The sequence below is a fragment of the Agrobacterium sp. CG674 genome (assembly GCF_053521645.1).
The window spans coordinates 535624-560454 of record NZ_JBNWDZ010000002.1; the positions used below are offsets into that span (position 1 = coordinate 535624).

Below are 24831 nucleotides of genomic sequence, written 5' to 3' on the forward strand. Positions count from 1 at the left end.
ATTTTCATGAAAACTTTGTGACTCGGTCGAAGCTTATCCGTCTTGATTCTATCACAGGTTGCTCATCCACGTTGAGCATTTTTCCATGACTGGTAATCATGAAGTGTTTTGGCCGCGATTTTCTGCATGGCCGCGTCTGTTGCGCCAGACCACGGGTCTGCTCCGCGTGCGGGCACAACTTCCTGGCCCTGCAGGCGATGGAGCCGCGCACCATTCGCATCCAGCACATCCCACACATAGACAATGGTCACATTGCCGCCATCGGCAAAGGCAGAGAGATAGCCTTTCAGAATATTTTCAGCCGTGGTGTCCGAAGAGGGGCGGATCGTCAGACCTTTTGCCCGGGCTTCCGCACCCAATTGTCTGGAAAGAGGCGTGACAGCCTGAACCGGTGCGCCGATGATCGGCAGAAACCGGATCGTTCCCGTGGATGCACCAGCGGGGAGGGCAGCCGTCTTTACCTCTGGCTGCGGCTGCGCCGCAGGCATGGGCTGGTCTGCCACCGGCTTGCCGTATTGAACACCGCTGGTCATGGCCTGCGCCTGGGCCTGTCGGGTGTTTTGCGGGGCGTAGGCTGGGACCTGAGATGATATGCCCGTCGGCGTGCGATCTGCGGCGGCGGCTACCTGATCGAGATCGCCCTGATTGACGGGCGTCGATTGCACGTTGCTTTCCCCCACATTCACAAGCGGGGTGAGCGTATCGGTGGTGTTGCAGGCCGATAGTGCCAGGGTCAGGATCGGCATTGCGATGACCAATCCTAACCGGCGCATGTCAGATGTCCCTTCATCACGTCCTCCGCCCAACCATCATATTTTTGTAATGTAGGGTTTGAGGTCGTTGCGAGTCAAATCGAGTTTAGACCGTCAACAGATCAAGGCTGTGGCGCGAGAGTGATTCCGGCGCCCCTTCCGTGGTGAGGTAGGTCTGGCCAAGCGTCATCGCCGCGCCCGTGTCGCTGTCCATGATGATCATGTGGACGAACAGCGTCATGTTGGGCAGGATTTCCTGTGTGTTGCCGGCATAGAACATCTGGTGTTCCATCCATGAAGGAGAGAAGCGAGCGCCAAGAGAATAGCCGCAGGCATTGAGGCGGTGGCGCGTCAGTCCGCGCTCGTCCATGATGCGGGCGTGGACATCGAAGACATCCCCGAAGGTGTTGCCGGGGCGCAAAACCTCCTCAATGGCTCGGATGTTCTCGGCACAGGCGTTGTAAAGCTCCTTGTGACGGAAATCCGGCTCGCCGATGATGATGGTGCGCATCATGGCGGCGTGGTAATGGGCGCTGACACCAGCCCATTCCAGCGTCAGCTGGTCTTTCGCGTCCAGTTTGCGGCGTCCTGCCTTGTAGCGGCACAGAAGCGCATCCGGGCCGGAACCGATGATGAACTCATTGGCGGGGTAATCGCCACCGCCCGCAAAAACCGCGCCTTGCATGGCGGCGAGAATATCCGCTTCGTCTGCCCCTGCGGCCACGATCTTGAGCGCGGCATCCAGCGCATCATCTGCCAATTCACCAGCGCGTTTCGCATAGGCGACTTCGGCGGGGCTCTTGACCAGTCTCAGCCCGCTCACCACAGCCGACGCATCGATGATCTGGCAGAAGCTTGCGAGTTGATTGTCGAGGAGGCGCGCGACCTTGCCCGTCATGCCGTGGGTATCGAATTCGATGCCGATACGGCAGCCAAGCAGATCCATATCGCTCAGCAGGTCTTTGAGGTCGAGCGTTGGATCGGCATTGATGCGATCCACCCAGATGACGATGTTTTCGATGTTGGAGGTCTGGCGTGCCTGGCGCAGATCGGCCGAGCGCGTCAAAAGCGTCATCGTGCCATCGGCTTTCACAACCAGCGTCTGGAAGAAGCAGTAGCCGAATGTGTCGTAGCCCGTCAGCCAGTACATGCTTTCCTGCGCAAACAGCAGGATAGCGTCCAGCTTTTCCTCTGCCATCTTCTCGCTCAGGCGGGCGCGGCGTGCCTCGAATTCGGCTGCGTCGAAGTGCAAGGCCATATCAGTTCTCCAGAATTGCTATTGCTGAAATCTGCCGTCCATAATCCGGCTCTCGGAGATGCGTGGTTCGGCGGTAGGAGAAGAACCTGTCATCATCCGGGTAGGTGCAGATATCGAGATTTTCTGCCCTCACGCCAGCGCCAGCCAGCCGGTCGACGGTCAGCTGCTTGAGATCGAAAAACGCGTGGCCCTCATTGGGTGAGGGGGAAAGGTAGGTGGCGTGGGCAGGGTTCATATCTTTGAGGCTTTCGACACGCTCCGGCCCGACCTCGTAATTCAGGCGGCTGATGGAGGGGCCAAGGCTTGCCACGATCCGCTCGCGCTCAGCGCCAAGGCCAATCATCGCCTCGATGGTGTTTTCCAGAACGCCTGTAACGGCGCCCTTCCAACCGGCATGGGCCGCACCCACGACGCCTGCCTGCGCATCTGCAAACAGAATGGGCCCGCAATCGGCACTGAGAACGCCGATGATGATGCCCGGCGTGGCCGTCACCATCGCGTCAGCTTCCAGTCTTTCGCCATTATAGCTCGCGTCGATGACGTTCACATCGGGAGAGTGCATCTGGTGAACAGTGGCCAGTTTTTCCACTGGCAGCCCGAACCATTGGGCAACGCGCCTTCTGTTTTCCATAACCGACTGGCAGACATCATGAGAGCCCAGCCCGACATTCAGACCACGATAGATGCCTTGCGAGACACCACCGTGACGGGTGAAGAAGCCATGGCGAATGGCCTTGTTTGCGCCCGCGGCCAGCAATGGGCTCTGGATGGGCAGCGGCAGAGTTTCGTCCTGCATACGGTATCATTCCTTGGCGATGTCGCTGATTCTGAAACGAATATTCGCGTGCGAGTGTTCCGGTTAAGCGCATCTCTTGCGATGCAGACGGCAGATTTTTCTGCTTCGTATTTATCCAATGGTGGCCCAGGGGCAGTGCCCCTGTCAATCCAGGGGGCGGAATGGCAGCAGATGCACGGGCGCGCTGGACACTGCCAGCACCTTGAACAGCTCACCCATTTTACCAGCACCTTCACCCGCCAACCGGTTGACGGCCTGGGCAATTTCCATCTCCTGATCGGGGGTGGCTTTGGATGCCAGCGCCAGCGCACGCTCCCTCAGGCCAAGGCCATAGAGGAAATCTCCCTGCGGCAGACAGCCATTGACGTGAATGCCAAAACTCTCCGCAGTTCTCATGAGGCTTTCAAAGTCCACATGGCTGGTCAGATCGGCCTCGCCGGGATGGGCCAGAACCGGATCATATTCATGCATGCGCAGCGCCTGCAACGTGTCGCCAAAGCCTGAGACGATGTAGCCATAATCGATGATAAGCGCCACGCCGCCCTGACTTTTGAGAGCCTGCGCAATGGTTGTCATCACAGCTTCGCGGGCAGGTGAATATTCGAATATGGTGCCGATCTGCTGGCGCTCCGGCAGGGGTGGCAGCAGGTCAGGGTCGATGCTGGCAAGTCCGGCTGTGAAGATCAGTTCGTCATCGGCATCCATCGCCACCACCCGTTCGCGAAAGCCCTGCGGCGTCTTCACGAACTGACGGATCGGAATGGCGTCGAACAATTCGTTGGCGGCAATCAGCAGAAATCCCGGCGGCACGTCCACGAAACTTTCATGCCAGGCAATCTTGTCGCCATGGGCGGCCAGCGTCTGGCGTTGAATGTCGCTCAGCTTCGGGCTGGTTTCCACCAGATGGACCGTCATGGCGTCATAGAGGGGCGGTGCGATGCGCTGGATGACTCGCAGCATGTCAGCCATCATCGTGCCGCGCCCCGGGCCGATCTCCACCAGTCGAACAGGGGCGAGCGCACCGTGCCGCTGCCATGCGTGGACGATGAACACGCCGAGCATTTCGCCGAACAGTTGGCTGATCTCTGGGGCGGTAACGAAATCACCGGTGCGGCCAAAGGGCTGCCGCGTTTTGTAGTATCCGTGCTCCGGATCTGCGAGGCAGAGCGCGAAAAAGTCGGTCACGCTCATGGGCCCATTGAGGCGGATGAGGGATTTTATGCGGCGTGCAAGTGGTGTCGGCATGGTGTCACCTGGTCCCTATGCTGCCGAAGCGCGGCGCGCGCGTAGAACTGCCCAGACGCCCAGCAGGAACATGGGGGTTGATAAAACCATGCCCATGGTCAACCAGTCCCCGGCAAGATAGCCGATCTGCGCATCCGGCTCACGGAAAAATTCCACAAAGATTCGCGACAGCGCGTAGCCGCAGACAAAAACACCCGTGACCGTGCCGGGGCGTTTCAGCGCCTTGAAGCCATAGATCAGAATGGCGAGGATAATCAGCAGGACGATGCCTTCAAGCGCGGCTTCATAAAGCTGGCTGGGATGGCGCGCAAACGGGCCACCAGTCGGAAAGACCACCGCCCAGGGCGCATCGCTCAATCGTCCCCACAACTCGCCATTCACGAAATTGGCGAGACGGCCGAAAAACAGGCCGATGGGTGCAACGGCGGCGATGATGTCGAACATGCTCCAGACGGGAATGCCGTTGCGGCGCGCAAACAGAACCATGGCGATGGTTGTACCGATGAGGCCACCATGAAACGACATGCCGCCATTCCAGATCTGCAAGGCACGGATCGGATTGGCGACGACGGCGCCCATATCGTAAAACAGGATGTATCCTATGCGCCCGCCAAGCACGATGCCGGCGGCGGCCCAGACGATGAAGTCATCGAGGTGGACAGGCGTGATAGGTGATTTTTCGTGCGGCCACAGGCGATCGGTAAGGCTCAATGTCCGGGCATAATACCAGCCCAGCATGATGCCGAATACATAGGCGATGCCATACCAATGGATTGGCAGGGGTCCCAGGTTGAACGCCACCGGATCGATATTAGGGAAAGGCATGATCGAGAACTGGGCCAGCGGTGCAAACAAATCGCGTATTCCATTGTCATTGCGTTGAGAGCAAGGAACTCAAGAGTGCTACGGTTGGGCGCCGGATACCTCTTCTATTCTTTTACCCGGCGAGAAAATGGCGATTGAAAGAGGTATGGTCAAGGCGATTCTTCGGCGCAATGATGGCTGGGCCCGTGGCGTTTGAAGGGGTGTCGCTTCCTGATTTTTCTTGCAAGGCGGCAGATGAGTGCCTACCTGAGATACATGACCCGGAAGAGCAAATGACCTTTCCAGATATTCATGAGGAAACAGCACCATGACAACGACCGGAACCAACCGAATTTTCGATGAATTCGCCAAGATCATGACTGATGCGGCCGGTGCCGCGCAGGGAATGCGCAAGGAAGTTGAATCCGCTTTTCATGCGCAGGCCGAGCGTTGGCTGAACAGCCTCGATCTCGTCAAGCGCGAGGAGTTCGAAGCCGTCCGCGAAATGGCCATTCAGGCCCGCGACGAGAATGACGCTCTGCGCGCACGCATCGAAGCCTTGGAAGCGAAGTCCTCCACGACCGCTTCCTGAGCCACTTTTTTGACCGTTGATTCTGATGCCGGGCCTTCCCAAAGGTCCGGCATTTTTCATTTCTGTGCCGTTTCGAAGCAGTTTGCGCCGCAGTGGGGATTCGGGACCCACAAGCAAGCAATTTCATTCAGTTTTTTTTAACGTCTGTGGAAACGTCCAAAAAACACAATTGGCAGAGTCAGTTATGACTCACAACTGAGGTTTCGTAAGAGGAGATATACACAGTTCTGATTGTAAAAACGGGATGCCGGGGGTGGCGCGGGGACTCGCTCGTTATACACTGATTTTCAATGATGATTCGAAACGAACCCCGTAAGCTCCAGACATGTTTGCAGCGTTATTCTGGCGGCGTCGGGCATCATCCGTAAGTATTGAAATCCGGCATTTGCGTGTGCGTTTTTGTGCCTTTGCGTGCGAGACAGAACATTCATTTCCGGCTGAGAAGGTGCCGTATGAGCCTAATGGAATTTGAAGTCGAGCGTTACTCAAACCCGGTCGATATGATCGAGTTCGTTGCCGCGTCCAACGACTGGTCGTTCGAGCGCTCCGGCGAAGATGAAATCGCTATGACCGTCGAGGGCAAGTGGGCTGATTATCACGTCTCGTTCTCGTGGATGGAGCAGTTCGAAGCGCTGCATCTGGCCTGCGCATTCGATCTTAAGATCGCCGATCATCGCGTGAATGAAGTCATTCGCCTTCTGGCACATGTCAACGGCCAGACGCTGATGGGGCATTTCGATCTGTGGCGTCAGGAAGATGTCGTCATTTTCCGTCAGTCCTTGTTGCTGGCAGGTGGCGCGGAGCCAACAAACCAGCAGGTTGAAGTGCTGCTCTCCAGCGCGCTTGAGGCTTGCGAACAGTATTTCCAGGCATTCCAGTTCGTTGTCTGGTCCGGGATGGAAGCCAAGTCTGCCATGGAAGCCGCGCTGTTCGAAACAGTCGGGGAAGCCTGAGCCTATGGTGTCGCTTGCATCTGGTCCGCTTGTTCTCATTGGCGCTGGCAATATGGGCGGCGCCTTGCTCTCTGGCTGGCTGAAAAAGGGCGTCACGGGCTCGTCGGTCATCGTGATCGATCCAGGTCCATCGGACGCTATGATGGGCGTGATTACCGATGCAGGTGCCACACACCTCACCGCGCCACCGGAAGATACGGTTGCTGGCATTCTGTTTCTGGCCGTCAAGCCGCAACTGATGGACGTCGTTCTGCCTGCGTTGAAATCCATGGTCGGGCCACAAACCGTTGTTGTGTCCATCGCAGCGGGCAAGACGCTGGATGGTATCGAAGCGCTTCTCGGTAAATCCGCGGCCATCCGCGCAATGCCGAACACGCCTGCGATGGTCGGACGCGGCGTTACGGGTGCATTCGCCAATGAGGCGGTGAGCGAGCAGCAGCGTTCCCTCGTCGAGACGCTGCTGAAGGTCAGCGGACCGGTGGAATGGGTTGAGACCGAAGGCGATATCGACGCCGTTACAGCATTATCCGGCAGTGGCCCTGCCTACGTCTTTTATCTCGTGGAGTGCATGGCAGAGGCAGGTCGCAAATGCGGCTTGCCGGCGGACCTCGCCATGCGCCTGGCACGGGAAACCGTCGCGGGGGCTGGTGAATTGCTTCATCAGTCCCCCGAGGACGCTTCACGCTTGCGCAAGAACGTCACATCGCCCGGCGGCACGACAGCGGCAGCACTCTCCGTTCTGATGGATGACAATGGCATGCAGCCGCTGTTTGATAAGGCTATTGCTGCAGCCAGAAAACGCGCTGAAGAGCTGGCTGTTTAAAGAGGTCCTCGATGAGTGAGCCGATCACCTATGCAGACTTCGAGAAGGTCGATATTCGTGTCGGCACTGTTGTCGAGGTCGAAGCTTTTCCGGAAGCGCGCAAGCCTGCATTCAAGCTGAAAATCGATTTCGGGCCAGAGATTGGCGTCAAGAAATCCTCTGCCCAGATCACCGTGCATTACACGCCTGAAACCCTCCTTGGGCGTCAGGTTATGGCGGTCGTCAATTTCCCGCCACGCCAGATTGGTCCTTTCCGCTCTGAGGTCCTGACGCTCGGTTTTGCTGACACCGACGGTGCCATCGTGCTGGCAGGTGTGGAACGTGCCGTTCCCAACGGCGAGAAGATGTGCTGAGGCCAATCTGCATCTCAGACCGGTATTTTGACGATCACTCTTAATCCACCCTGCGGACTGTCATCCAACGTCACGTCGCCACCATGGCTTCGGGCAATGTCTCGCACAATGGACAGGCCAAGCCCGGTGCCGGAGGCATCGAGATTGCGCGCTTCATCCAGACGATGAAACGGCTTGAACACATCCTCCCGCGAATGTTCCGGAATGCCTGGGCCGTCGTCATCGAAGACGAAGGTAATCGATCTGGGTGCCTTGCGAATTTCAACGGCGAGCGTGGTGGCATAGCGATGCGCGTTCGCTGCCAGATTTCCGAGCAGACGAGAGAATGCAGTGGGGCGGACGGAAAGCTCCTGGATACCGTTGAGCTGGTAGCTGAAGGTCTTTCCGCAGGACTGGAAATCACTGGCGAACCTGTCGAACAGGGGGCCAAGTTCCAGCGTTCCAACCGTCTCTTCTGTGTCGTCACGTGCGAAGGCCAGATAGGCCTCCAGCATGGACTGCATATCGTCGACGTCCTTGTCCAACCCTTCAAGATCGGGGTTGTCAGCCGCCAGCGCCAGCTGAAGCTTGAAGCGGGTGAGGATGGTGCGAAGGTCGTGGCTGACGCCGTTCAGCATGGCGGTGCGCTGTTCCATCTGCCGCTCGATGCGCTCCCGCATCAAAATGAAGGCAAGACCAGCGCGGCGTACCTCATCGGCACCTCTGGGCGAATAGGCTGTCATTTTCTGCCCACGACCAAAGCTTTCCGCGGCTTTTGCCAGCGCCAGAATGGGTCTGATCTGGCCACGCAGGAACAGAATGGAAATTCCAAGCAGGACCAGCGAAGCGCCCGCCATCCAGACGAGGAAGATATGCGTGTTGGAAGCATAGGCCTGACTGCGACGCGTGAAGACGCGCAGCGTCTTGTCATCAAGCTGGATGCGTATTTCCACCAGCGCACCATTGCCGAAAGTGTCGAGCCAGAAGGGCTTGCCAATCTGCTGGCGAATCTGGTCTGCCAGAATGGTATCGAGGATGGAGAACAGGGGTTGAGGCCGCGCCTCCGGCAACTCCTGTTTCGGCTCGATATAGACACTGAGATCGAGCTTTTCGCGCGCGATGTTGATGACCCTCTGGTAGTCATCTTCCTCCGGATCTGTTTCCAGCAATTCGATGACGGCTGCAATATCGCGGGTCACGGCGGCAGAGAGGCGCTCGGTCACCAGCTGCCAGTGGCGCTCCATGAAGACGGCAGCTACGACGACCTGCAACAAGACCATGGGCAGGATGATGATGAGAAGCGAACGCGTGTAAAGGCCCGTCGGCAGCCAGTGCCGCAGCCAGCGGGCGGAAGAACGCCAGGCTCGCATGGGGGCGCTGTCTTGAACTGCGGTCATCAAATCGCCGATTGCCATTTTCGCCCACTCTCACTCGCCTGCGCGGGGCACAGGCTTTTAATCGACACTCAGACGATAGCCGATGCCACGCACTGTCTGGAGGTAAACCGGGTTCGCAGGGTCGTCCTCGATCTTGCGACGAAGCCGGTTGATCTGCACGTCGATGGTGCGTTCGCCCACATCTGCCTCGGCATCCACAAGCTCGTGGCGCGGAATGGTTTCGCCGGAACGCAGGGCAAAAAGAAGCATGATGTCCTGCTCGCGGTCCGTCAGCCTTATGATATCCGCACCGCGCCGCAATTCCTTGCGCGGCACGGAGAAATTATAGGGCCCGAAGATGATCTGTTCGATTTTTGGCGTGTCGGGCGAGGCGTTGCGCCTCAGGATATTGTTGATGCGCAGCACCAGCTCACGCGGATCAAACGGCTTTGCCAGATAATCGTCGGCACCGGCTTCCAGACCCGCAATCCGCGCATCGGCTTCTGAACGCGCCGTGAGAAGAATGACGGGAACGGACTTGTTTTCGTTGAGCGACTTGGTCAGCGACAATCCGTTTTCGCCGGGCATCATCACATCCAGGATCAGCAGATCGAAGCGTATGCCCTCCATCTTGCGGCGTGCTTCGGCGGCATCTGCTGCTGCGGTAATGCGGTAGCCCTTGTCACCCAGAAAGCGCTGGAGCAAAGCGCGAATACGCGAGTCGTCATCAACGATCAGCAGGTGAGGGGCGTCGTCATCCGCCAATGGCTGCCGGGGCGAATTGCTCACCATGTCATTCCTCCACTGCGTTCAAAACTCTGTCGGTGGCGGGATCACGCATGCGCGCCAGAAATTCGCGCACGCATGCCCGTGCCTCTGGCTGCATGGCTTCCAGCGCCCGGTCGATGCGGCGAGACTGGGGATCGCTGAGTGCCAGCGCCAGTTCACGGCCAGTCAGTGTTGGATAAAGCCTGCGCTGGCGGCGATCTTCAGGCCCGGCCATCTGGCGGATATAGCCATCATCGATCAATTGCTTCAGCACGCGCGCAAGGCTTTGCTTGGTGATCTGCAACGTGTCCAGCAGGTCGGCCACGGTCATGCCCGGCTGGCGGCAGACGAAATACACCACGCGATGATGCGCCCGGCCATAATCCAGCTTGGAGAGGATCACATCAGGGTCGGACACGAAATCTCGATAGGCAAAGAAAAACGCCTCGATCGTATCGAAGTCGATCTTTCCGTCATCGACATGCGGAAGCGCAGGGGCTTGCTTGAGAGCGGTCTTTTTCAGCGACTGCGCAGGCACTGTCATTCCTTCATTCTGGCTGGCCACGGGTGCCGGTTGGTACACATGCCGAGACACTACCCGAAAATGCGGCGAACGGGAGGATAGGCGTGATCATTTTGTGTTGCGATCGATAATATGGTGTCGGTTGGACATCAACATCAATATGGGCACGCAGGCCGGTGAACGCAAAAGAGCGCGGACATGCCGCGCTCTTTCTGTCGTTCAAATCTGAAATCGAATGCTTACTCGTAGACGTAAACAACACGACGTGTGCTTGGCTCTACCAGAACCGCACGGTCGTTGATGCGCACGTAGCTGTATTCGTAATCAGGAACAGCAACCATCTGCGCACCAGCCGGAACAGTCGTGCCAACAACGACGTCGCCATCATAGGTGATCGTTTCGCCCGGATGCTGGTCAATGTAGGTCATGACCTGCTCAGGTGGGTTCACCTCACCGACACGTCCAAGGTTCGGGTCGCCCGGGTTCGGCTCTGACTGAACATTGGATGTCTTCTCATAGGTCACGACTGGAACGTTGATGTCGCTGCGGCGCTCACGAAGAATAACCGGCGCGCCTTCATACATCACGTTGAGGTAATCGGCATTCGCCCAACCACGCAGGCCGTTCACCTCGACGCGGCACCAGGCGCTGCCGTCGATGCAGCCATCAAGCACGGCATCGCTGCCGCGTGTAGCCAGACCGACTTCCGGGTAGTCCTCACCAGGACCGGACCGCACGGAAAGATCGGACGCTGTCGTGGCAACCATTGCTGCATTGGCATATCCGGCGAGCAACGCGAAAGCGCCACCGGCAATCATGATCTTGAGCTTCTTGTTCATTGGTCTCACTCCTTTGAAGGTCGGGGCAAGAACGCGCGAACATCAGGTCTGTTCCGAATTTCATCATCGCTAAAATACAATCGGCTCAAACGCAATGGATATTTGGCAGGCTTCGCAAACGCCGCCGCTTTGTTGTTTAACCGTGACGAGCAGTCTATAGAGATGCTGTTTTTTGAGAAGGAGAGACCATGGGTAAGCTACAAGCGGGCGTTATTCCCGTGACGCCATTTCAGCAGAACTGCACAATCCTTTTCGATGAAGACACCAAGGAAGGCGTCATTGTCGATCCGGGTGGCGATGTCGATGTCATCATCCAGACTGTGACCGAAAACGGTATCAAGCTGAAAGAAATCTGGCTCACACATGGTCATCTTGATCATGCTGGCGGTGCAAAGGAGCTGAAGGAAAAGCTGTCTCTGCCCATCGTCGGGCCGCATGAGGATGACAAGCCGCTTCTGGAGCGTATCGAGACGCAGGCGCAGACCTACGGTATTCCCGGACTTCAGAATGTGTTGCCGGATCGCTGGCTGGAGGATGGGGCCACCGTCTCCTTCGGCGATCACGTGTTCGAGGTCTACCATTGCCCCGGTCACGCACCCGGCCACGTCATCTATTACAACCGCGCGCAGGCTTTCGCCCATCTTGGCGATGTGTTGTTCAGCGGCTCGATTGGCCGGACCGATCTTCCCGGCGGCAACCAGGAGCAATTGCTCGCCTCGATCCGAGACAAGGTGCTGCCATTGGGTGATGAGGTTGGCTTTATCTGCGGCCACGGCCCCGGAGGCCGCATCGGCGAGGAGCGCCGCACCAACCCTTATCTTAAGGGCATCTAGTCGGCAGCCTCAAGGTTGCAATTGCATGAGCCTGACACGCGCGGCGACTGTGTCGTGCGTTTCAATCAGCAGTGTGAATTGTCTGCTGCTGTCCGAAAATCAAAAAAACCCGGCATTCCTGCCGGGCTTCAACGAGAATAGAAAGTCGTCAGAGGTTAGCCATCAATCTGGAGATTGACTGCTTTTGGTCCTTTGCCGCGACGATCAGGTTCTGTGTCGAAGCTTACTTTCTGGTTTTCCGAAAGAGCGGACAGGCCAGAAGCCTGTACGGCAGAGATGTGAACAAAGATATCGGCGCCACCATTGTCTGGTTTGATGAAGCCGAAGCCCTTGTCTGTATTAAAGAATTTAACGGTGCCAGTCTCGGCCATGCATCAGGTCCTTTTCGCTCTGCCCGTGTTCAGCTCCAGGCAGCATTACAGTTTTGCCCGTGAGGGCGTACGGCAGGCAGTTTTTGAATGTTGAGAATATGGACCTTTGCGTGGAAAGCTTTTGACGTTCTGATCAACGTTATTTTTGTCCCCGCCGCTCGAAGTTTTTATCCCCGAGGCATTTGTTTTTTAGGCCTTCCCATGCTCGTAACTCGCCTGAACAGCAACAGATTGCTGTGTTTATTCTAAATTGGCAAGCAAAAGTTTTGGGCCATATTCCGCTGCCGTTCACCTCTTTCAAAGCGGTTTTTGCGGCCAATAGCAGATTTTTTCTCGTGCTTTAGCAGTTGTGAAACGAAAACATCGCAATCGATACGATTTTACACAAAATTTCGCGCAAAAAGAGTAAAAGTTTTTAGAGTATAGGTTCGCGTGAAGCTGTGTATTTCAAGAAATGGCGCGCGCGTTTTTGCGTTTTGACAGTTCAGGAACCAGTTCAACCAGCAATATTGCGGTGAAAATAATGGCGCAGCCAATATAGCCTGCGGGCGAAATTTTTTCCTGCAGGAACATTGCCGCAAACATGGCCCCAAACAGGGCTTCGGACGACAAAAAGATCGCGGCCTGAGGCGCTGTCGTGTAGCGTTGACCGATGACTTGCAGCACGAAAGCCAGGCCCGAGGAGACGAGACCGACATAAAGGATCTCATAGATCGAGGATGCGATTGCCGTGTAGTTGATGGGCTCCACGAAGGCGCCCGCGAGCATGCTCAGCACCGCACAGACGGCAAACTGCGTGCAGGAGAGTGCAAGGGGCCGATTGCTTTGCATGACGAACCGCCCCGCCAGCGTGATTTGGATTGCCCAGAAGAAGGCGCAGACGATGCTCAGCATGTCGCCGGTGGTCAGGCTGCTCATGCTTCCTCCAGACAGGAGAAAAATTCCGCACAACATCATCAATGCGCCGGGCCAGACGACCCAGTGCGGGTAGCGTCGGTAAATGACGACGGCGATCACCGGCACGAAGATGACGTAAAGTGCGGTGAGGAAGCTGGAATTGGTGACCGATGTCGTCAACAACCCGACCTGCTGGGTGGTTGCCCCCATCAACAAGGCGAGACCGACGAGAATGAACGCCTTAAACTCGCCCCGGCTCGGCGGTGACTTCAAGCGGCGGGTTTCCATCATGGCGAAGGGCAGCACGGCAAATGCCGCAATGGCAAAGCGCAGCCCTACAAACCAGAGCGGGCCGATCGTATCCATGGCGGTGGATTGCGCCACGAAGCCGCCACCCCAGATCGCAGCGGCGAGCAAGAGAACGAGATTGGCTTGAATGCGGGTCATGGGTCACCAAAAGCAGGGGCCGTGCGACCGCATAACCCTTTTGAACGTGGCGCTGATCTATCAGCTAAGAATTGCCACGGCAAGAACAGGCGAGGGGCCTTTGCAGATGGTTCGAAGCGGGCCGATCAGTCGCGGCGCTGGCGCTGGAATGTCTCGCGAATGCTGTTCACTGTCAGCATGATGCCACCAACGGCCAGGGTCGCAAAACCTGTGACCAGAAGAACGATCACGAATATGCGGTCGGATGCCTGGGAGATGGGGGCGGCGGCAATGGCGGATGTGTGGATGGGATCTACCATTTCAGCGGCATGGGATGATGTGGCCAGCCCGGCTGCCATGGTGATCATCACAATGAGGGCGGCCAGCGCCATCCACAGCGTAAAGAGTATCCGTTGCATTCTCAGCCGGTCTGCAGACTTCCGATCATTGAGAAACATCGTTGCGGTCCCTGTTGCACGTCGTTGCGTGTCGAATTTTTTTAAGAAATGGAAGTCATGCGTCGCTGCAATCGAATTGCGCGACGAGGCTTTAAAATTGGCTTGGAAGTGGACGCCATGGAGACCGAAATCGGACTCTCCGGCGTATTTATTGTGGCCATATCAAGGCAGTGGTTAACGGGGTTTAAACAGCGTTCAAATTCCGCGTTTTCCGAAGGTGCGCACCGGTTTTGGACCACGCGGCTCAACCGGTGATTTCGGGCGTGAAGCCTCCTGGCGCGGAGCGGCATAAGCCGGTGATCGCGCTCCAGAGGCAAGCTCCGGGAACCGGTCGTCGAAGGTCGTTGGCGCAACTTCAGGTCGGGCCAGCGCATAGCCCTGCATCAGCGAGACACCGAGGTCCCTGCAGATGGCGATTTCGCGTGTCTCCTCGAGTGCTTCGAAAATCGGCTCGATACCTTCGCTCTCGAACTGTTTGACGATGACGCGCAACAAGGCGGCCCCTGCCGAATTGCGCATGAAATCACGCGCCCACGCTGCCTCAAATTTCACGTAGTCTGGCTTGATCAGCTTCACGCGCTCAATATCGGTATCACCGGCCACGAAGCCTGGAAGGGCAACGCGAAAACCCATGGCCCGCATGTGTCCGGCAAAATCTGCAAGAAGGCTCGCCTCTGAGGCGCCGTTCTCGGCAATTTCGCACACGATGCGATCCGCAGACATGCCCGCTTGATGGGCCGAAAGCCGCATGCGCTCCACTTCCTGCCGCATCTTTGCCGGGGTGCGAAACAGGCCGGGATGAAAGTTGACGAAGATGCGGGCGCGTGTGCGCTCCAGCGCGCCGGTATTCAAGATGTGGATGGTGCGTAGAATGCTGTCTATCGCTTCGATGTCGCCGGGTCGCACTTGAGCGAACAGTTGGGCGGGCGGTACCAGCTCAAGGCCCTGATAGGGGCGAACAAGACCCTCGAAGGAATCGATATCGAGACGCCCATCGGGCAGGCGCCGGAAAATCGGCTGGAGCGCCGATTTGAGTGTGAAAGGCGCATAGGTCGTGGACCAGGAGCCATCAGCTTCGCGCACAAGATTGGAGAAAATGCTTTTCGGTGTCATGTCGGTGTACCCGGAAGATCATTTCAACCTGTACACAGTAACGCAAAAGCGTTTCGCGCTGGTTAAGCAGCTTATAAATGACTTAGGGGTAACGTTTTCATGGCATTTGGTCTTGAAAGAGACCTTGTCTTTCTACATACCAAGTCGCGCAGAGGGCGACCGTCGCAGACCTCTGCCGATGTCAATTTCAACAGGACCGATAAAAATGGCCTTCCTTGCCGACATTCTTTCCCGCGTAAAGCCTTCCGCTACCATCGCCGTTTCCCAGAAAGCCCGCGAATTGCAGGCGCAGGGTCGCGATGTCATTGGTCTTGGCGCAGGCGAGCCGGATTTCGATACGCCCGACAATATCAAGGAAGCAGCCATTGCCGCGATTAACGCCGGCAAAACGAAATACACGCCGGTTTCGGGTATTCCCGAGCTGCGCAAAGCTATCGCTGAAAAGTTCAAGCGCGAAAACGGCCTCGACTACAAGCCAGAGCAGACAATCGTCGGCACGGGTGGAAAGCAGATTCTTTTCAATGCCTTCATGGCAACGCTTAACCCCGGCGACGAAGTTGTTATTCCAACACCTTATTGGGTCAGCTACCCGGAAATGGTGTCGATATGCGGTGGCACGCCGGTGTTTGTTCAAACCACGCTGGAAGGCAATTTCAAGCTGACCGCGGAAGCGCTGGAAAAGGCCATCACGCCAAAGACCAAGTGGTTCTTGTTCAACTCGCCTTCCAACCCGTCGGGTGCAGCTTACACCCATGATGAGTTGAAGGCGCTGACCGATGTTCTCGTCAAGCACCCGCATGTCTGGGTTCTGACCGACGACATGTATGAGCACCTGACCTATGGCGATTTCAAATTCGTCACGCCTGTCGAAGTCGAGCCATCGCTCTATGACCGCACATTGACGATGAACGGCGTTTCCAAGGCCTATGCGATGACCGGCTGGCGTATTGGTTACGCCGCTGGCCCGTTGCAGCTCATCAAGGCCATGGACATGATTCAGGGCCAGCAGACATCAGGCGCGACATCCATTGCGCAGTGGGCAGCCGTGGAAGCGCTCAACGGCACGCAGGACTTCATTCCGGCCAACAAGAAAATCTTCGAAGGCCGTCGTGATCTGGTTGTTTCCATGCTCAACCAGGCCAAGGGCATCAATTGCCCAATGCCGGAAGGTGCGTTCTACGTTTACCCATCCTGCGCTGGCCTCATCGGCAAGACAGCCCCATCGGGCAAGGTCATCGAAACGGATGAGGATTTCGTGACGGAGCTGCTGGAAACGGAAGGCGTTGCTGTCGTTCACGGCTCGGCCTTTGGTCTCGGCCCCAACTTCCGCATTTCCTACGCGACATCTGAGAAGTTGCTGGAAGAGGCGTGCAACCGCATTCAGCGCTTCTGCGCAAACTGCCGCTAATCGCGATTTTCTAATATCGAAGGCCCGGTCTAGACCGGGCCTTTTTGATTCATAGCCCCAAAAACAGCAGCATCACGAAGGCTGCGAACAGAATGAAGTGCGTCATGCCCTCAATGGCGTTCGTCTCACCGTCGTTGAGGTTGATAGCGGCGGCGAACAGGGTGATGAAGACCATCACAGTCTGAACCGGCGTCATGGCCATGATGAAGGGCTGGCCGGTATAAAGCGCAATGCCTTCCATGACCGGCACGGTGAGGATGACGGTCGATAGCGAGGCGCCCATGGCGATGTTGACGACCGACTGCATGCGGTTGCGAAGGGCAGAGCGCATGGCCGTCATGATTTCCGGTGCTGCCGAAATGGTGGCCACCACAACGGCCATCAATGCCAGCGGCGCGCCGCTGCCTTCCAGCCCGTTGCTGAGGAATGCCGACATGAATTCCGCCAGAGCGCCGATGATGACGACGCCGATCAGAATGATCGCAATCGAGTAGGAGGCGGGGCCGTTTTCATCGTGCTCATCCGCTTCCTGCTGCTGCTCCGCTGCGGATTTCTTGCGCTCGTTGCGCGGATAGCTGTAGCTGAAGAAGTAGCTGTGAGGACCAACCTGCATTTTCAGAAACAGCGCATAGAGCGTAATCATCGCGCCGATGGTGAAGATGGAATAATAGTGCCACTTCGCCTGCGGAATGAATTCCGGTACGATCATCGAGATGCCCATGGCGGTCAGGATCATCACGACATAGGTGCGGGCCGAATCGTCATTGTAAGGCTGTTCGCCGTGGCGAAGGCCGCCCAGAAGGGCGGCGATGCCGAGAATGCCGTTGATGTCGATCATGACAGCGGAATAGATCGTATCGCGCACCAGTGTTGGGGAGGTGGATTCCTGCATGATAATGGCAAGGATCAGCACCTCTACGGCCACGGCAGAGAGCGTTAGGATCATCGTGCCATAGGGGTCTCCTACCTTGGTCGCCAGAATTTCGGCATGATGGGCAACCCGCATCGACACCAGAATAATGACCCCGATCAGCGCTGCGGCGACGATAAAGGACAGCGTCTTGCTTTGCTCCATCACCATATGCTCGGCGAAATAAGCGGCAATGGCGCAAGGCACGGCTGCAAGCAGCATACGCTCCTGTTTCAGCCTGGTGGCAATCGACATATTCGGCCTTCCGTATCATGGACTGATCAATAACAATGCTGCGGCAAGATGTGACATTTGCACATTGGGCGATTTGGTAGGATAGTGGTTTTCAAGGACATGGCGATTGTGCCGCGATCTTGTTCTTCAAATGCACGTTAGCGGCAAAGGTTGCCACGCTCCTTCAATCTATCAGGAGGAAGTGCGCATGACCAAAGTGGTCTACGAGATTGTTGAGCATGATGGAGGCTGGGCCTACAGGATGAGCGGCGCTTATTCCGAGGCATTTCCATCCCACTCCGACGCCGTGCAGGCAGCCCGCATTGCCGCTGCCGAACAGCAGGTGGGCGGCGAAGACGAAGAAATCTACTATCAGGATGAGCGCGGCCACTGGCACGTGGAACACAGCCTTGGCGGCGACAGGCCAGAGGCCGAAGTGGTTGACCGTAGTCCAGGCTAATGACCGGGCGTCAAATCGCGCATGCATCGCCCAAGTTTTCTCGATGGTGCGGTACGCCGCGCATCCCGTTGAGAATACGCGGCGTTTGATGTCAGTGCTTATGCAAGCGCCGGGTAGTCGGTGTAACCTTCTGCGCCGCCGCCATAGAACGTATTCTGGTTCGGCTCGTTGAGCGGTGCATTGTCCTTCAGGCGCTGCACAAGATCCGGGTTGGAAATGAACGCCTTGCCGAAGGCAACCGCATCAACCTTGCCGCTTTCCGTCGCGCTTATGGCTGTTTCCCGGTCGTAACCGTTGTTTGCGATCCACAGGCCCTTGCCGCCAGCATTGGTATAGGCAGCTTTCAGCGCATCATAGTCGAAAGGCTTGTCGCCCTGCTTGAAATCACGCGGGCCACCCGTTGCACCTTCGATCACGTGGATTAAGGCAAGCCCGCGGCCACCCAGTTCGCGTGCAACATATTCGAACAGTGGCTGAGGCTCTGCTTCGAAAATGTCGTTGGCAGGCGTTACGGGGGAGAGGCGAACGCCTGTGCGGCCTGCGCCGATTTCCTTGGCCACCACATCCACGATTTCGAGCAGGAAGCGCGCGCGGTTTTCGATGGACCCACCATATTCATCCGTGCGCTGGTTGGTGCCGGATTTCAGGAACTGATCGATCAGGTAGCCATTGGCCGCGTGGATTTCGACGCCATCAAAACCGGCATCGATGGCCGCGCGGGCGCCCTTGCGGAAATCATCCAGAACGACGGGAATTTCGCTGAGGCCCAGTTCGCGTGGTTCGGACGTCTCGGCAAAGGTGCCGGTTCCATCATCATTGATGATGTAAGTCTTCGAATTGGCCCTGATGGCAGATGGTGCAACCGGCTGGCCGCCATGGGGCTGGAGCGATGTGTGCGAGACGCGGCCAACGTGCCAGATCTGCGCGACAATCTTGCCGCCAGCCTTGTGAACGCCCTCGGTCACGGCCTTCCAGCCGTTGATGGATTCCTGCTTGTAAAGGCCGGGAACATCCGCATAGCCCTGTCCCTGCTGGGAAACGGGCGTGCCTTCAGTCACGATCAGGCCCGCCGTCGCACGCTGCTCGTAATAGGTGGCGTTCAGGTTGTTGGGAATGGCGCCCGGGGAACGGTTGCGCGTCAAAGGGGCCATAACGACGCGGTTTGCCAGGGAAATATCGCCAGCCTGGGCCGGTTCGAACAGTTTTGTCATGAAATTGCTTTCTCTTCTTGGAGGTCGAGAGCGCCGAAATAGGCGCGCTTAAAGCTTATGGTTCAGATAGCTGAGAAATTGGGAGATATTCTCCTCGTCACGCTCATAAAAATTCCACTGCCCAACCTTTCGCGATCTGATCAGCCCGGCTGCCTGCAAGGCAGCGAGGTGGGACGAGACTGTTGATTGCGATAGGCCTGATATCTCGAACTGGTGCGCGCACACGCCCATGGTAAAGGGATGTGCCTGATTGAAGTGCTGTTCCGGCTGCTTCAGCCATTCCAGAAACTTCAACCGAACCGGATGAGCAATGGCCTTCAAGGCGTCTTCGTGGTTCATATCTTTCTCGTATATCTGTCCATAACGATATTTATATCGAGAATGATCGATATCAAGGGCAGGGGGCGATTTTCTTTCCCCGGACTACTCTGGCCAAAAAAAAGGCCGCTGGATTTCTCCGCGGCCTGACAGTTTGAAGGTCGAGACCTCCAGAGGGGAACAGCTGATAGGGCCAACAGCAGCTCCTACAGCTTTAGAGAATATGGAAGTACGAGCGTTCAAGAACAAGGGCCATTTGTTCAACAAACGGCTGTTCATCAGAAAATTGTTGCGGGTAAAAAAAGAGGGCCACCGGATTACTCCAGGGCCCTTATAAGTGTGAAGGTTAAAAAACCTCCAGAGGGGAACAGCTGACGCGGCGGAACTGGGAGGAAAAGCCGCCGTGTGCATCAGCTGTGTGCGATATGATGCTTATTTGGGCATCGTTCAACTGTTTTTTGTGCAGGCCAGCCCTGCGCATGGTGCATTGCTCGTGATTTTCGTCATATTTATTTCGCATTGCTTTACACAATGACATAAGCCAGCGAGGTAAATTCGCTTGCTAATCATCTGTTTCAAAACGACAAAATCTAATTTCCGGGGTCAGAAATTCCAGTTGCGCGCCTTGGCAACAACAAAATCCCGGAAGACTTTCAACTTGGCCGCATTCTTCAATTCGTCCGGGTAGCAGAAATAGGTATCGAACGACGGAATATCTGCGGGTAGGGAAAGCTGGATGAGGCCGGGGTCGCGGCCAACAATATAGTCCGGCAGGCAGGCGATGCCGATGCCCAGAAGGCAGGCGCGCTTTATGGATGTCTGGCTATTGATCTGCAAATGCGCAAGGCGGGTATTGTCCGATGAGCGCCCGGCATTTTCCAGCCAGTTCACATCAAGAAGATAGTTTGGCGCGGGCTCTCCGAACGAGATGACCTTGTGATTATCCAGATCCTCGATGGACTGAGGCTCGCCGTAGCGGTTGATGTAGGAAGGGGCTGCATAGACGTGCATGTGCACGGTAAACAGCTTGCGCTGGATCAGATCGGACTGTTGCGGCTGGCGCAGACGAATGGCGCAGTCTGCGTGGCGCATGTTCACGTCCAGCTCTTCATTGTCGAGAATGAGCTGGATCGCCATTTCCGGATAAAGCTGCAGGAATTCCTGCACCTTGTCCGTCAACCATCCCTGGCCAAGGCCAACGGTGGTGGTGACGCGCAATTTGCCGCTCGGCTTCTCCGTCGTTTCGGTCAGCTGCATCTTGACTGTTTCAAGCTTCAGAAGAACGTCATGCGCCGTCCGGTACAGCAATTCGCCCTGTTCGGTCAGGATAAGCCCGCGCGCATGCCGGTGGAACAGCTTCACGCCGACATCCTGCTCAAGCGCGCTGACCTGACGGCTGATGGCCGATTGCGAAAGGTGCAGCTTGTCTGCTGCATGGGTGAAAGATCCAGCTTCGGCAGCCGCATGAAATATGCGCAGTTTGTCCCAGTCTAACGGCATAGGCATGCGGTGTGTCGCCCTTCTTATTCTGCGGCAACGGCAAGCGGCGCTTGCGCTGCGAGATATCTTTCGGCTTCAAGTGCGGCCATGCAACCCATGCCGGCGGCAGTGATGGCTTGGCGGTAAGTATCATCCGTCACGTCGCCAGCGGCGAATATTCCGTCCACATCGGTCGCGGTCGAATCGGGTGCTGTCCACATGTAGCCGTTTGGCTTCAGCTTCAACTTGCCTTCGAACAGCTCAACTGCTGGCGCATGGCCAATGGCCACGAACACGCCATGAACCGGCATTTCGGTGATATCACCAGTCTGCGTATTGCGAATTCTGGCACCGGTGACCGATGGCGGCATGGGTGGCTTGGCAGGCGTGCCGACAATTTCGGCAATCTCGCTGTTCCATAGAATGTTGACGTTCTCCTTGGCGAACAGACGCTCCTGCAAAATCTTCTCGGAACGGAAGCTGTCGCGGCGGTGGACGACGGTGACCGACTTGGCGATGTTTGAGAGGTAGAGTGCCTCTTCCACGGCGGAGTTGCCACCGCCAACCACGATCACATCGCGGTTGCGATAGAAGAAGCCATCGCAGGTGGCGCATGCAGAAACGCCAAAGCCCTGGAAATGCTGCTCGCTCTCAATGCCCAGCCACTTGGCCTTGGCACCGGTGCAGATGATCAGCGTATCGGCTGTCCACAGAGCACCGGAATCGGTTCTGACCGTGAAGGGGCGGTGGGTGGTTTCAACCTCGGTCACGAGGTCGTTCACGATCTCTGTGCCCACATGGATTGCCTGCTTCAGCATCTGATCCATCAGAAATGGACCCTGAATGGGATCGGCATAGCCGGGATAGTTCTCGACATCGGTCGTGATCATCAATTGCCCACCCTGTTCCATTCCAGCGATAAGAACGGGTTCAAGCATTGCGCGGGCGGCATAGATCGCGGCTGTATAGCCTGCGGGACCGGAGCCGATGATCAGGACTTTTGCGTGACGGGCAGACATGGAACATTCCTTTCAAAACAAGGTGGCAGAGGGGACAGCCATGTTCCTGGCTCTATCGCGATACACCTTTTCGTTGTCTGGTATTTAAGGGCGTCCTGCGCCGATATTCAAGGGCAGCCTTGCGTTTCCAACAGCCCATACGGAACTCTACACGTAATTTTGTGTCGTGCCATTGAACTATTATTGCGAATCCCGCCGCGAAGAGTAGAAGGAAGCATAAAGCCGAACAAGGAAGACCCGCGTGGCCAGCGTCGAACTTGATGCCATCGATCTGAAAATACTGCGCGAATTGCAGCGCGATGGGCGCATGACGAATGTCGAACTGGCGGACCGCGTCGGCATTTCCGCACCGCCATGCCTGCGCCGGGTGCGCAAGCTGGAAGAAGCCGGGATCATCGAAGGTTATCATGCGATGCTGAACGCCCCCAAACTCGGCTTCGACCTCGTGGCCTTCTGCATGGTGGGGCTGAAGCGCCAGTCCGAAACCAACCTCAAAGCCTTCGCCGCCGCCACAGAGCGCTGGCCGCTGGTGCGCCAGGCATGGATGGTATCAGGCGAAAGCGATTTCCTCCTCCACTGCGTCGCCGAAAACCTCACACGTTTCCAGGACTTCGTGATTGAAGTGCTGACTGCGGACGAGCATGTGGACACCGTGCGCACCATGCTGACTATACGCCAGGTCAAGCGCGTTGGGCTGGTTGGGGTGTGATGGCCGTCAACCCTTAATCTGGTCTTCCCACTCGATTGGCGTGATAAATCCGAGATCGACCAATTGCTGGGAACCTGTGAATTTAACCGAGACATTTTCGTCGTAAAGATCAATAGCACCTTTTTGCTCGATTTCGTCAAGCAAAGTCACATAGTGAACAGAGCCGCCAAAGTGCTGCTTTTCCCGAACGGCTTCAGCAATTTTCTCTTTATAGTCCAAATAAAATTTGAAGTGTAGAAGGGCGCCCCAGGTTTTCGGGAAATTGCGCTTATAGGGGAGGGGTCTGTGTGGGCTGCTGCCGAAAAAGCATGAATTATCCCAGTAGATGACTGGGTATTTCATCAATTCGTTGACTTCGCCGAACTTGCGTCCGCGCGGCCCTCCCTTGATGCTTACCCCCCGTTTTTCGACGGCCAAATGGTAACTATTCCCGTCGAAATTATCGGACAAAAGCCAGGGTGGGGCATCTGAGTGGAGTTCTTTGGAGTCTTGTCCGCTATACATATCCAGCATAGGCGCAGCCAGTCGTTTATCTCCTACGCCCTCTAAAATCTTGATCAGATCAGAGATGCGGCGGGTTTCGCTATCTGCGAATACCAGAAACTCATCCGAATCAACGTTTACGTACCATCTGTCTCTGCCGTAGAATTCAAACAATTGCTCACGCCATTGGCGACCACGCCTCGCTTCAGAGTAGCGCACGGGGGACGTCCACACATCGACATCCATCTGTGTCAAGAGAAACTCTCTTGTTCCGTCAGTCGATGCATCATCGACAACGATAAAGCGAGACACGCCGAGTGCCCTATAATGAGTTAGGAACTGGGGAATGAGACGGATATCGTTATGCGTTATACAAACAACGTCAGTACCCGCATAGTGAGTTTGTGTTCTCTGCGTCAGAGCAATCAAAGGTATATTTTTGCGTTGCCGTTTTTCTCTCTTGGAAATACGAAAACTCTCATAGTTCGTTTGCAATTTCTGAAGAAAATTTCTTGAGATATTTTTTTTGAAATTAGCAAAAAGCGGCATTGGTACTTAATCTCGTTTTGGTTATGACGCCTTGTTGTCTCTTGCAGTAAGGGACCCGGATGTAGGAGCATACGATTTATAACAGATGTTCAGTCATTTTAATATCAATCGACTACTTGAGATTTTTCTTAGATCTCGCCCTTTATGTCACTCCATATGCTTTTGCCATTCACAACTTGTTTTTTAATACCCTCAGTCTCTCGCCAAATCCGACCTATGTCTCTTATTAGTTCACCACCAGCTTTGCTAGGCAAAACTCGGCATCTGCAACTTTGCAGAAAAGACCACATCGGGGGATTGAAATGTGGGCGCATCTGCTTTTCCGGATCAAGTGTCGGGTCCATTAAAGTGGCGCACTCTCTCATCGCTGAGCCACTCCAGAAGCCAGGAGATGTTCCGAATATATTAAGATCTCTGGTCCCGTATCTGACACCCAAAAAACGCATCGGTTTATGATGGACCTTAAACATCGCGCCGTCCCACTGCATTTCTTTGGAGACAAGCTGAACTGCCTTTGTATTGCTTTCAAATAATGGGAATATATCGGCTGGCGTAAGCGGCTCCAATAGCAGCCAGTCATCTTCGAGATGAAAAACAATGTCCTCTTCCGTCTGGCTCCAGGCTGTTTTGACGGCCATTCCGAACGATGGAGATTGAGGTTCAGTGATGGTGGCGCTCGGAAATTTTGCGCGGATCAAACTAATACATTTTGCGTGATCTGAAACATCGCCGCCAAATGGATCGATATTGACTACGACACGATTTATCTTGAAATTCTTGAACAGTTTTTCTGAAAAGGATTCCAAGGTTTGGCCGAGTAAGGTTGGGCGTCTCCCGCAGATCAAAGTAACGTCTATATTCGTCATCTCTCTCTCCACAACGTCAAAGACGC

Annotated in this window: 28 protein-coding genes; 8 read left to right on the forward strand and 20 right to left on the reverse strand. The window is 56.0% G+C overall.

The features are described from left to right. Positions 1-62: 62 nt before the first annotated feature. The 5 genes from ACQZ51_RS07730 to lgt all read right to left on the reverse strand — a co-directional run bounded on the left by ACQZ51_RS07730 (position 63) and on the right by lgt (position 4876). On the reverse strand, positions 63-773 hold the full coding sequence (locus ACQZ51_RS07730) for a hypothetical protein (protein WP_448776283.1): 711 nt from the start codon (positions 771-773) through the stop codon (positions 63-65). 85 nt (positions 774-858) lie between these two features. Further along, positions 859-2010, reverse strand: coding sequence for a M24 family metallopeptidase (locus ACQZ51_RS07735; RefSeq protein WP_448776284.1), 1152 nt, complete (start codon positions 2008-2010; stop codon positions 859-861). A 1-nt stretch (position 2011) separates the two neighbouring features. Then, complete coding sequence (gene pgeF, locus ACQZ51_RS07740; protein ID WP_448776285.1) at positions 2012-2806, reverse strand: peptidoglycan editing factor PgeF; 795 nt, start codon at positions 2804-2806, stop codon at positions 2012-2014. A 144-nt stretch (positions 2807-2950) separates the two neighbouring features. Then, on the reverse strand, positions 2951-4051 hold the full coding sequence (locus ACQZ51_RS07745) for a class I SAM-dependent methyltransferase (RefSeq protein WP_448776286.1): 1101 nt from the start codon (positions 4049-4051) through the stop codon (positions 2951-2953). 15 nt (positions 4052-4066) lie between these two features. Beyond that, positions 4067-4876, reverse strand: coding sequence for a prolipoprotein diacylglyceryl transferase (lgt, locus tag ACQZ51_RS07750; protein WP_448776628.1), 810 nt, complete (start codon positions 4874-4876; stop codon positions 4067-4069). Positions 4877-5183: 307 nt separating this feature from the next. Here lgt and ACQZ51_RS07755 point away from each other — a divergent pair, with 307 nt between their 5' ends. From ACQZ51_RS07755 to ACQZ51_RS07770, 4 genes are all read left to right on the forward strand, one after another. Further along, entirely contained in the window at positions 5184-5447 is a 264-nt protein-coding gene (locus tag ACQZ51_RS07755; protein WP_042617301.1) for an accessory factor UbiK family protein, read from the forward strand. Positions 5448-5899: 452 nt separating this feature from the next. Next, the gene (locus ACQZ51_RS07760; protein WP_448776287.1) at positions 5900-6400 is read left to right on the forward strand and encodes a YbjN domain-containing protein; all 501 of its coding nucleotides are present in this window, start codon (positions 5900-5902) and stop codon (positions 6398-6400) included. A gap of 4 nt (positions 6401-6404) precedes the next feature. Continuing rightward, entirely contained in the window at positions 6405-7223 is an 819-nt protein-coding gene (proC, locus tag ACQZ51_RS07765; protein WP_448776288.1) for a pyrroline-5-carboxylate reductase, read from the forward strand. 11 nt (positions 7224-7234) lie between these two features. Further along, on the forward strand, positions 7235-7576 hold the full coding sequence (locus ACQZ51_RS07770) for a tRNA-binding protein (protein WP_448776289.1): 342 nt from the start codon (positions 7235-7237) through the stop codon (positions 7574-7576). A gap of 14 nt (positions 7577-7590) precedes the next feature. On the opposite strand, the gene ACQZ51_RS07775 is transcribed toward ACQZ51_RS07770, so the two are convergent. From ACQZ51_RS07775 to ACQZ51_RS07790, 4 genes are all read right to left on the reverse strand, one after another. Continuing rightward, a complete protein-coding gene (locus ACQZ51_RS07775; protein WP_448776290.1) occupies positions 7591-8952 on the reverse strand; it encodes an ATP-binding protein in 1362 nt (453 codons plus the stop codon). A 57-nt stretch (positions 8953-9009) separates the two neighbouring features. After that, a complete protein-coding gene (locus tag ACQZ51_RS07780) occupies positions 9010-9723 on the reverse strand; it encodes a response regulator (protein WP_042617296.1) in 714 nt (237 codons plus the stop codon). A gap of 1 nt (position 9724) precedes the next feature. Then, complete coding sequence (locus ACQZ51_RS07785; protein WP_311272307.1) at positions 9725-10243, reverse strand: MarR family winged helix-turn-helix transcriptional regulator; 519 nt, start codon at positions 10241-10243, stop codon at positions 9725-9727. Positions 10244-10461: 218 nt separating this feature from the next. After that, complete coding sequence (locus tag ACQZ51_RS07790) at positions 10462-11061, reverse strand: DUF1236 domain-containing protein (protein WP_448776291.1); 600 nt, start codon at positions 11059-11061, stop codon at positions 10462-10464. A gap of 188 nt (positions 11062-11249) precedes the next feature. Between ACQZ51_RS07790 and ACQZ51_RS07795 the strand changes: the two genes are divergently transcribed. Continuing rightward, the gene (locus ACQZ51_RS07795) at positions 11250-11894 is read left to right on the forward strand and encodes an MBL fold metallo-hydrolase (protein ID WP_448776292.1); all 645 of its coding nucleotides are present in this window, start codon (positions 11250-11252) and stop codon (positions 11892-11894) included. 155 nt (positions 11895-12049) lie between these two features. On the opposite strand, the gene ACQZ51_RS07800 is transcribed toward ACQZ51_RS07795, so the two are convergent. The 4 genes from ACQZ51_RS07800 to ACQZ51_RS07815 all read right to left on the reverse strand — a co-directional run bounded on the left by ACQZ51_RS07800 (position 12050) and on the right by ACQZ51_RS07815 (position 15159). Next, positions 12050-12265 carry a cold-shock protein gene (locus ACQZ51_RS07800; RefSeq protein WP_042617292.1) on the reverse strand — a complete coding sequence of 72 codons (216 nt, stop codon included), beginning with the start codon at positions 12263-12265 and terminating at the stop codon, positions 12050-12052. 447 nt (positions 12266-12712) lie between these two features. Continuing rightward, positions 12713-13609, reverse strand: a complete 897-nt coding sequence (locus ACQZ51_RS07805; RefSeq protein ID WP_448776293.1) for a DMT family transporter — start codon at positions 13607-13609, stop codon at positions 12713-12715. A gap of 125 nt (positions 13610-13734) precedes the next feature. Continuing rightward, positions 13735-14007 carry a hypothetical protein gene (locus tag ACQZ51_RS07810; protein ID WP_155398778.1) on the reverse strand — a complete coding sequence of 91 codons (273 nt, stop codon included), beginning with the start codon at positions 14005-14007 and terminating at the stop codon, positions 13735-13737. 234 nt (positions 14008-14241) lie between these two features. Then, positions 14242-15159, reverse strand: coding sequence for an EAL domain-containing protein (locus ACQZ51_RS07815; RefSeq protein ID WP_448776294.1), 918 nt, complete (start codon positions 15157-15159; stop codon positions 14242-14244). A 205-nt stretch (positions 15160-15364) separates the two neighbouring features. Here ACQZ51_RS07815 and ACQZ51_RS07820 point away from each other — a divergent pair, with 205 nt between their 5' ends. Beyond that, positions 15365-16567, forward strand: a complete 1203-nt coding sequence (locus ACQZ51_RS07820) for a pyridoxal phosphate-dependent aminotransferase (RefSeq protein WP_042617288.1) — start codon at positions 15365-15367, stop codon at positions 16565-16567. Between the two features lie 49 nt (positions 16568-16616). On the opposite strand, the gene ACQZ51_RS07825 is transcribed toward ACQZ51_RS07820, so the two are convergent. Further along, complete coding sequence (locus tag ACQZ51_RS07825) at positions 16617-17732, reverse strand: calcium:proton antiporter (RefSeq protein WP_448776295.1); 1116 nt, start codon at positions 17730-17732, stop codon at positions 16617-16619. Positions 17733-17919: 187 nt separating this feature from the next. On the opposite strand from ACQZ51_RS07825, the gene ACQZ51_RS07830 reads away from it, so the two are divergent. Continuing rightward, positions 17920-18171, forward strand: coding sequence for a DUF2188 domain-containing protein (locus tag ACQZ51_RS07830; RefSeq protein ID WP_448776296.1), 252 nt, complete (start codon positions 17920-17922; stop codon positions 18169-18171). 98 nt (positions 18172-18269) lie between these two features. On the opposite strand, the gene ACQZ51_RS07835 is transcribed toward ACQZ51_RS07830, so the two are convergent. The 4 genes from ACQZ51_RS07835 to trxB all read right to left on the reverse strand — a co-directional run bounded on the left by ACQZ51_RS07835 (position 18270) and on the right by trxB (position 22198). Further along, positions 18270-19382 carry an alkene reductase gene (locus ACQZ51_RS07835; RefSeq protein WP_448776297.1) on the reverse strand — a complete coding sequence of 371 codons (1113 nt, stop codon included), beginning with the start codon at positions 19380-19382 and terminating at the stop codon, positions 18270-18272. Positions 19383-19430: 48 nt separating this feature from the next. Continuing rightward, on the reverse strand, positions 19431-19721 hold the full coding sequence (locus ACQZ51_RS07840) for an ArsR/SmtB family transcription factor (RefSeq protein ID WP_448776298.1): 291 nt from the start codon (positions 19719-19721) through the stop codon (positions 19431-19433). A gap of 582 nt (positions 19722-20303) precedes the next feature. Beyond that, entirely contained in the window at positions 20304-21200 is an 897-nt protein-coding gene (locus tag ACQZ51_RS07845) for a LysR family transcriptional regulator VtlR (protein ID WP_320198555.1), read from the reverse strand. 23 nt (positions 21201-21223) lie between these two features. After that, positions 21224-22198 carry a thioredoxin-disulfide reductase gene (trxB, locus tag ACQZ51_RS07850; RefSeq protein WP_448776299.1) on the reverse strand — a complete coding sequence of 325 codons (975 nt, stop codon included), beginning with the start codon at positions 22196-22198 and terminating at the stop codon, positions 21224-21226. Positions 22199-22439: 241 nt separating this feature from the next. Here trxB and ACQZ51_RS07855 point away from each other — a divergent pair, with 241 nt between their 5' ends. After that, the gene (locus tag ACQZ51_RS07855; protein WP_192064174.1) at positions 22440-22907 is read left to right on the forward strand and encodes an Lrp/AsnC family transcriptional regulator; all 468 of its coding nucleotides are present in this window, start codon (positions 22440-22442) and stop codon (positions 22905-22907) included. Positions 22908-22913: 6 nt separating this feature from the next. Here the strand turns inward: ACQZ51_RS07855 and ACQZ51_RS07860 are convergent, their stop codons facing one another. Both ACQZ51_RS07860 and ACQZ51_RS07865 read right to left on the reverse strand, forming a co-directional pair. Next, entirely contained in the window at positions 22914-23939 is a 1026-nt protein-coding gene (locus tag ACQZ51_RS07860) for a glycosyltransferase family 2 protein (RefSeq protein ID WP_448776300.1), read from the reverse strand. Between the two features lie 128 nt (positions 23940-24067). Then, positions 24068-24805, reverse strand: a complete 738-nt coding sequence (locus ACQZ51_RS07865; RefSeq protein WP_448776301.1) for a hypothetical protein — start codon at positions 24803-24805, stop codon at positions 24068-24070. Positions 24806-24831 lie beyond the last annotated feature (26 nt).

Coding starts and splice junctions, on each gene's coding strand:
- ACQZ51_RS07780 (WP_042617296.1), bottom strand. CDS start 9,723: ATGGTGAGCAATTCGCCCCGGCAGCCATTGGCGGATGACGACGCCCCT.
- ACQZ51_RS07845 (WP_320198555.1), bottom strand. CDS start 21,200: ATGCCGTTAGACTGGGACAAACTGCGCATATTTCATGCGGCTGCCGAA.
- ACQZ51_RS07805 (WP_448776293.1), bottom strand. CDS start 13,609: ATGACCCGCATTCAAGCCAATCTCGTTCTCTTGCTCGCCGCTGCGATC.
- ACQZ51_RS07760 (WP_448776287.1), top strand. CDS start 5,900: ATGAGCCTAATGGAATTTGAAGTCGAGCGTTACTCAAACCCGGTCGAT.
- ACQZ51_RS07865 (WP_448776301.1), bottom strand. CDS start 24,805: ATGACGAATATAGACGTTACTTTGATCTGCGGGAGACGCCCAACCTTA.
- ACQZ51_RS07755 (WP_042617301.1), top strand. CDS start 5,184: ATGACAACGACCGGAACCAACCGAATTTTCGATGAATTCGCCAAGATC.
- proC (WP_448776288.1), top strand. CDS start 6,405: ATGGTGTCGCTTGCATCTGGTCCGCTTGTTCTCATTGGCGCTGGCAAT.
- pgeF (WP_448776285.1), bottom strand. CDS start 2,806: ATGCAGGACGAAACTCTGCCGCTGCCCATCCAGAGCCCATTGCTGGCC.
- ACQZ51_RS07810 (WP_155398778.1), bottom strand. CDS start 14,007: ATGCAACGGATACTCTTTACGCTGTGGATGGCGCTGGCCGCCCTCATT.
- ACQZ51_RS07820 (WP_042617288.1), top strand. CDS start 15,365: ATGGCCTTCCTTGCCGACATTCTTTCCCGCGTAAAGCCTTCCGCTACC.
- ACQZ51_RS07835 (WP_448776297.1), bottom strand. CDS start 19,382: ATGACAAAACTGTTCGAACCGGCCCAGGCTGGCGATATTTCCCTGGCA.
- ACQZ51_RS07770 (WP_448776289.1), top strand. CDS start 7,235: ATGAGTGAGCCGATCACCTATGCAGACTTCGAGAAGGTCGATATTCGT.
- ACQZ51_RS07800 (WP_042617292.1), bottom strand. CDS start 12,265: ATGGCCGAGACTGGCACCGTTAAATTCTTTAATACAGACAAGGGCTTC.
- ACQZ51_RS07825 (WP_448776295.1), bottom strand. CDS start 17,732: ATGTCGATTGCCACCAGGCTGAAACAGGAGCGTATGCTGCTTGCAGCC.
- ACQZ51_RS07730 (WP_448776283.1), bottom strand. CDS start 773: ATGCGCCGGTTAGGATTGGTCATCGCAATGCCGATCCTGACCCTGGCA.
- ACQZ51_RS07790 (WP_448776291.1), bottom strand. CDS start 11,061: ATGAACAAGAAGCTCAAGATCATGATTGCCGGTGGCGCTTTCGCGTTG.
- ACQZ51_RS07840 (WP_448776298.1), bottom strand. CDS start 19,721: ATGAACCACGAAGACGCCTTGAAGGCCATTGCTCATCCGGTTCGGTTG.
- lgt (WP_448776628.1), bottom strand. CDS start 4,876: ATGCCTTTCCCTAATATCGATCCGGTGGCGTTCAACCTGGGACCCCTG.
- ACQZ51_RS07815 (WP_448776294.1), bottom strand. CDS start 15,159: ATGACACCGAAAAGCATTTTCTCCAATCTTGTGCGCGAAGCTGATGGC.
- ACQZ51_RS07795 (WP_448776292.1), top strand. CDS start 11,250: ATGGGTAAGCTACAAGCGGGCGTTATTCCCGTGACGCCATTTCAGCAG.
- ACQZ51_RS07735 (WP_448776284.1), bottom strand. CDS start 2,010: ATGGCCTTGCACTTCGACGCAGCCGAATTCGAGGCACGCCGCGCCCGC.
- ACQZ51_RS07860 (WP_448776300.1), bottom strand. CDS start 23,939: ATGCCGCTTTTTGCTAATTTCAAAAAAAATATCTCAAGAAATTTTCTT.
- trxB (WP_448776299.1), bottom strand. CDS start 22,198: ATGTCTGCCCGTCACGCAAAAGTCCTGATCATCGGCTCCGGTCCCGCA.
- ACQZ51_RS07775 (WP_448776290.1), bottom strand. CDS start 8,952: ATGACCGCAGTTCAAGACAGCGCCCCCATGCGAGCCTGGCGTTCTTCC.
- ACQZ51_RS07785 (WP_311272307.1), bottom strand. CDS start 10,243: ATGACAGTGCCTGCGCAGTCGCTGAAAAAGACCGCTCTCAAGCAAGCC.
- ACQZ51_RS07830 (WP_448776296.1), top strand. CDS start 17,920: ATGACCAAAGTGGTCTACGAGATTGTTGAGCATGATGGAGGCTGGGCC.
- ACQZ51_RS07745 (WP_448776286.1), bottom strand. CDS start 4,051: ATGCCGACACCACTTGCACGCCGCATAAAATCCCTCATCCGCCTCAAT.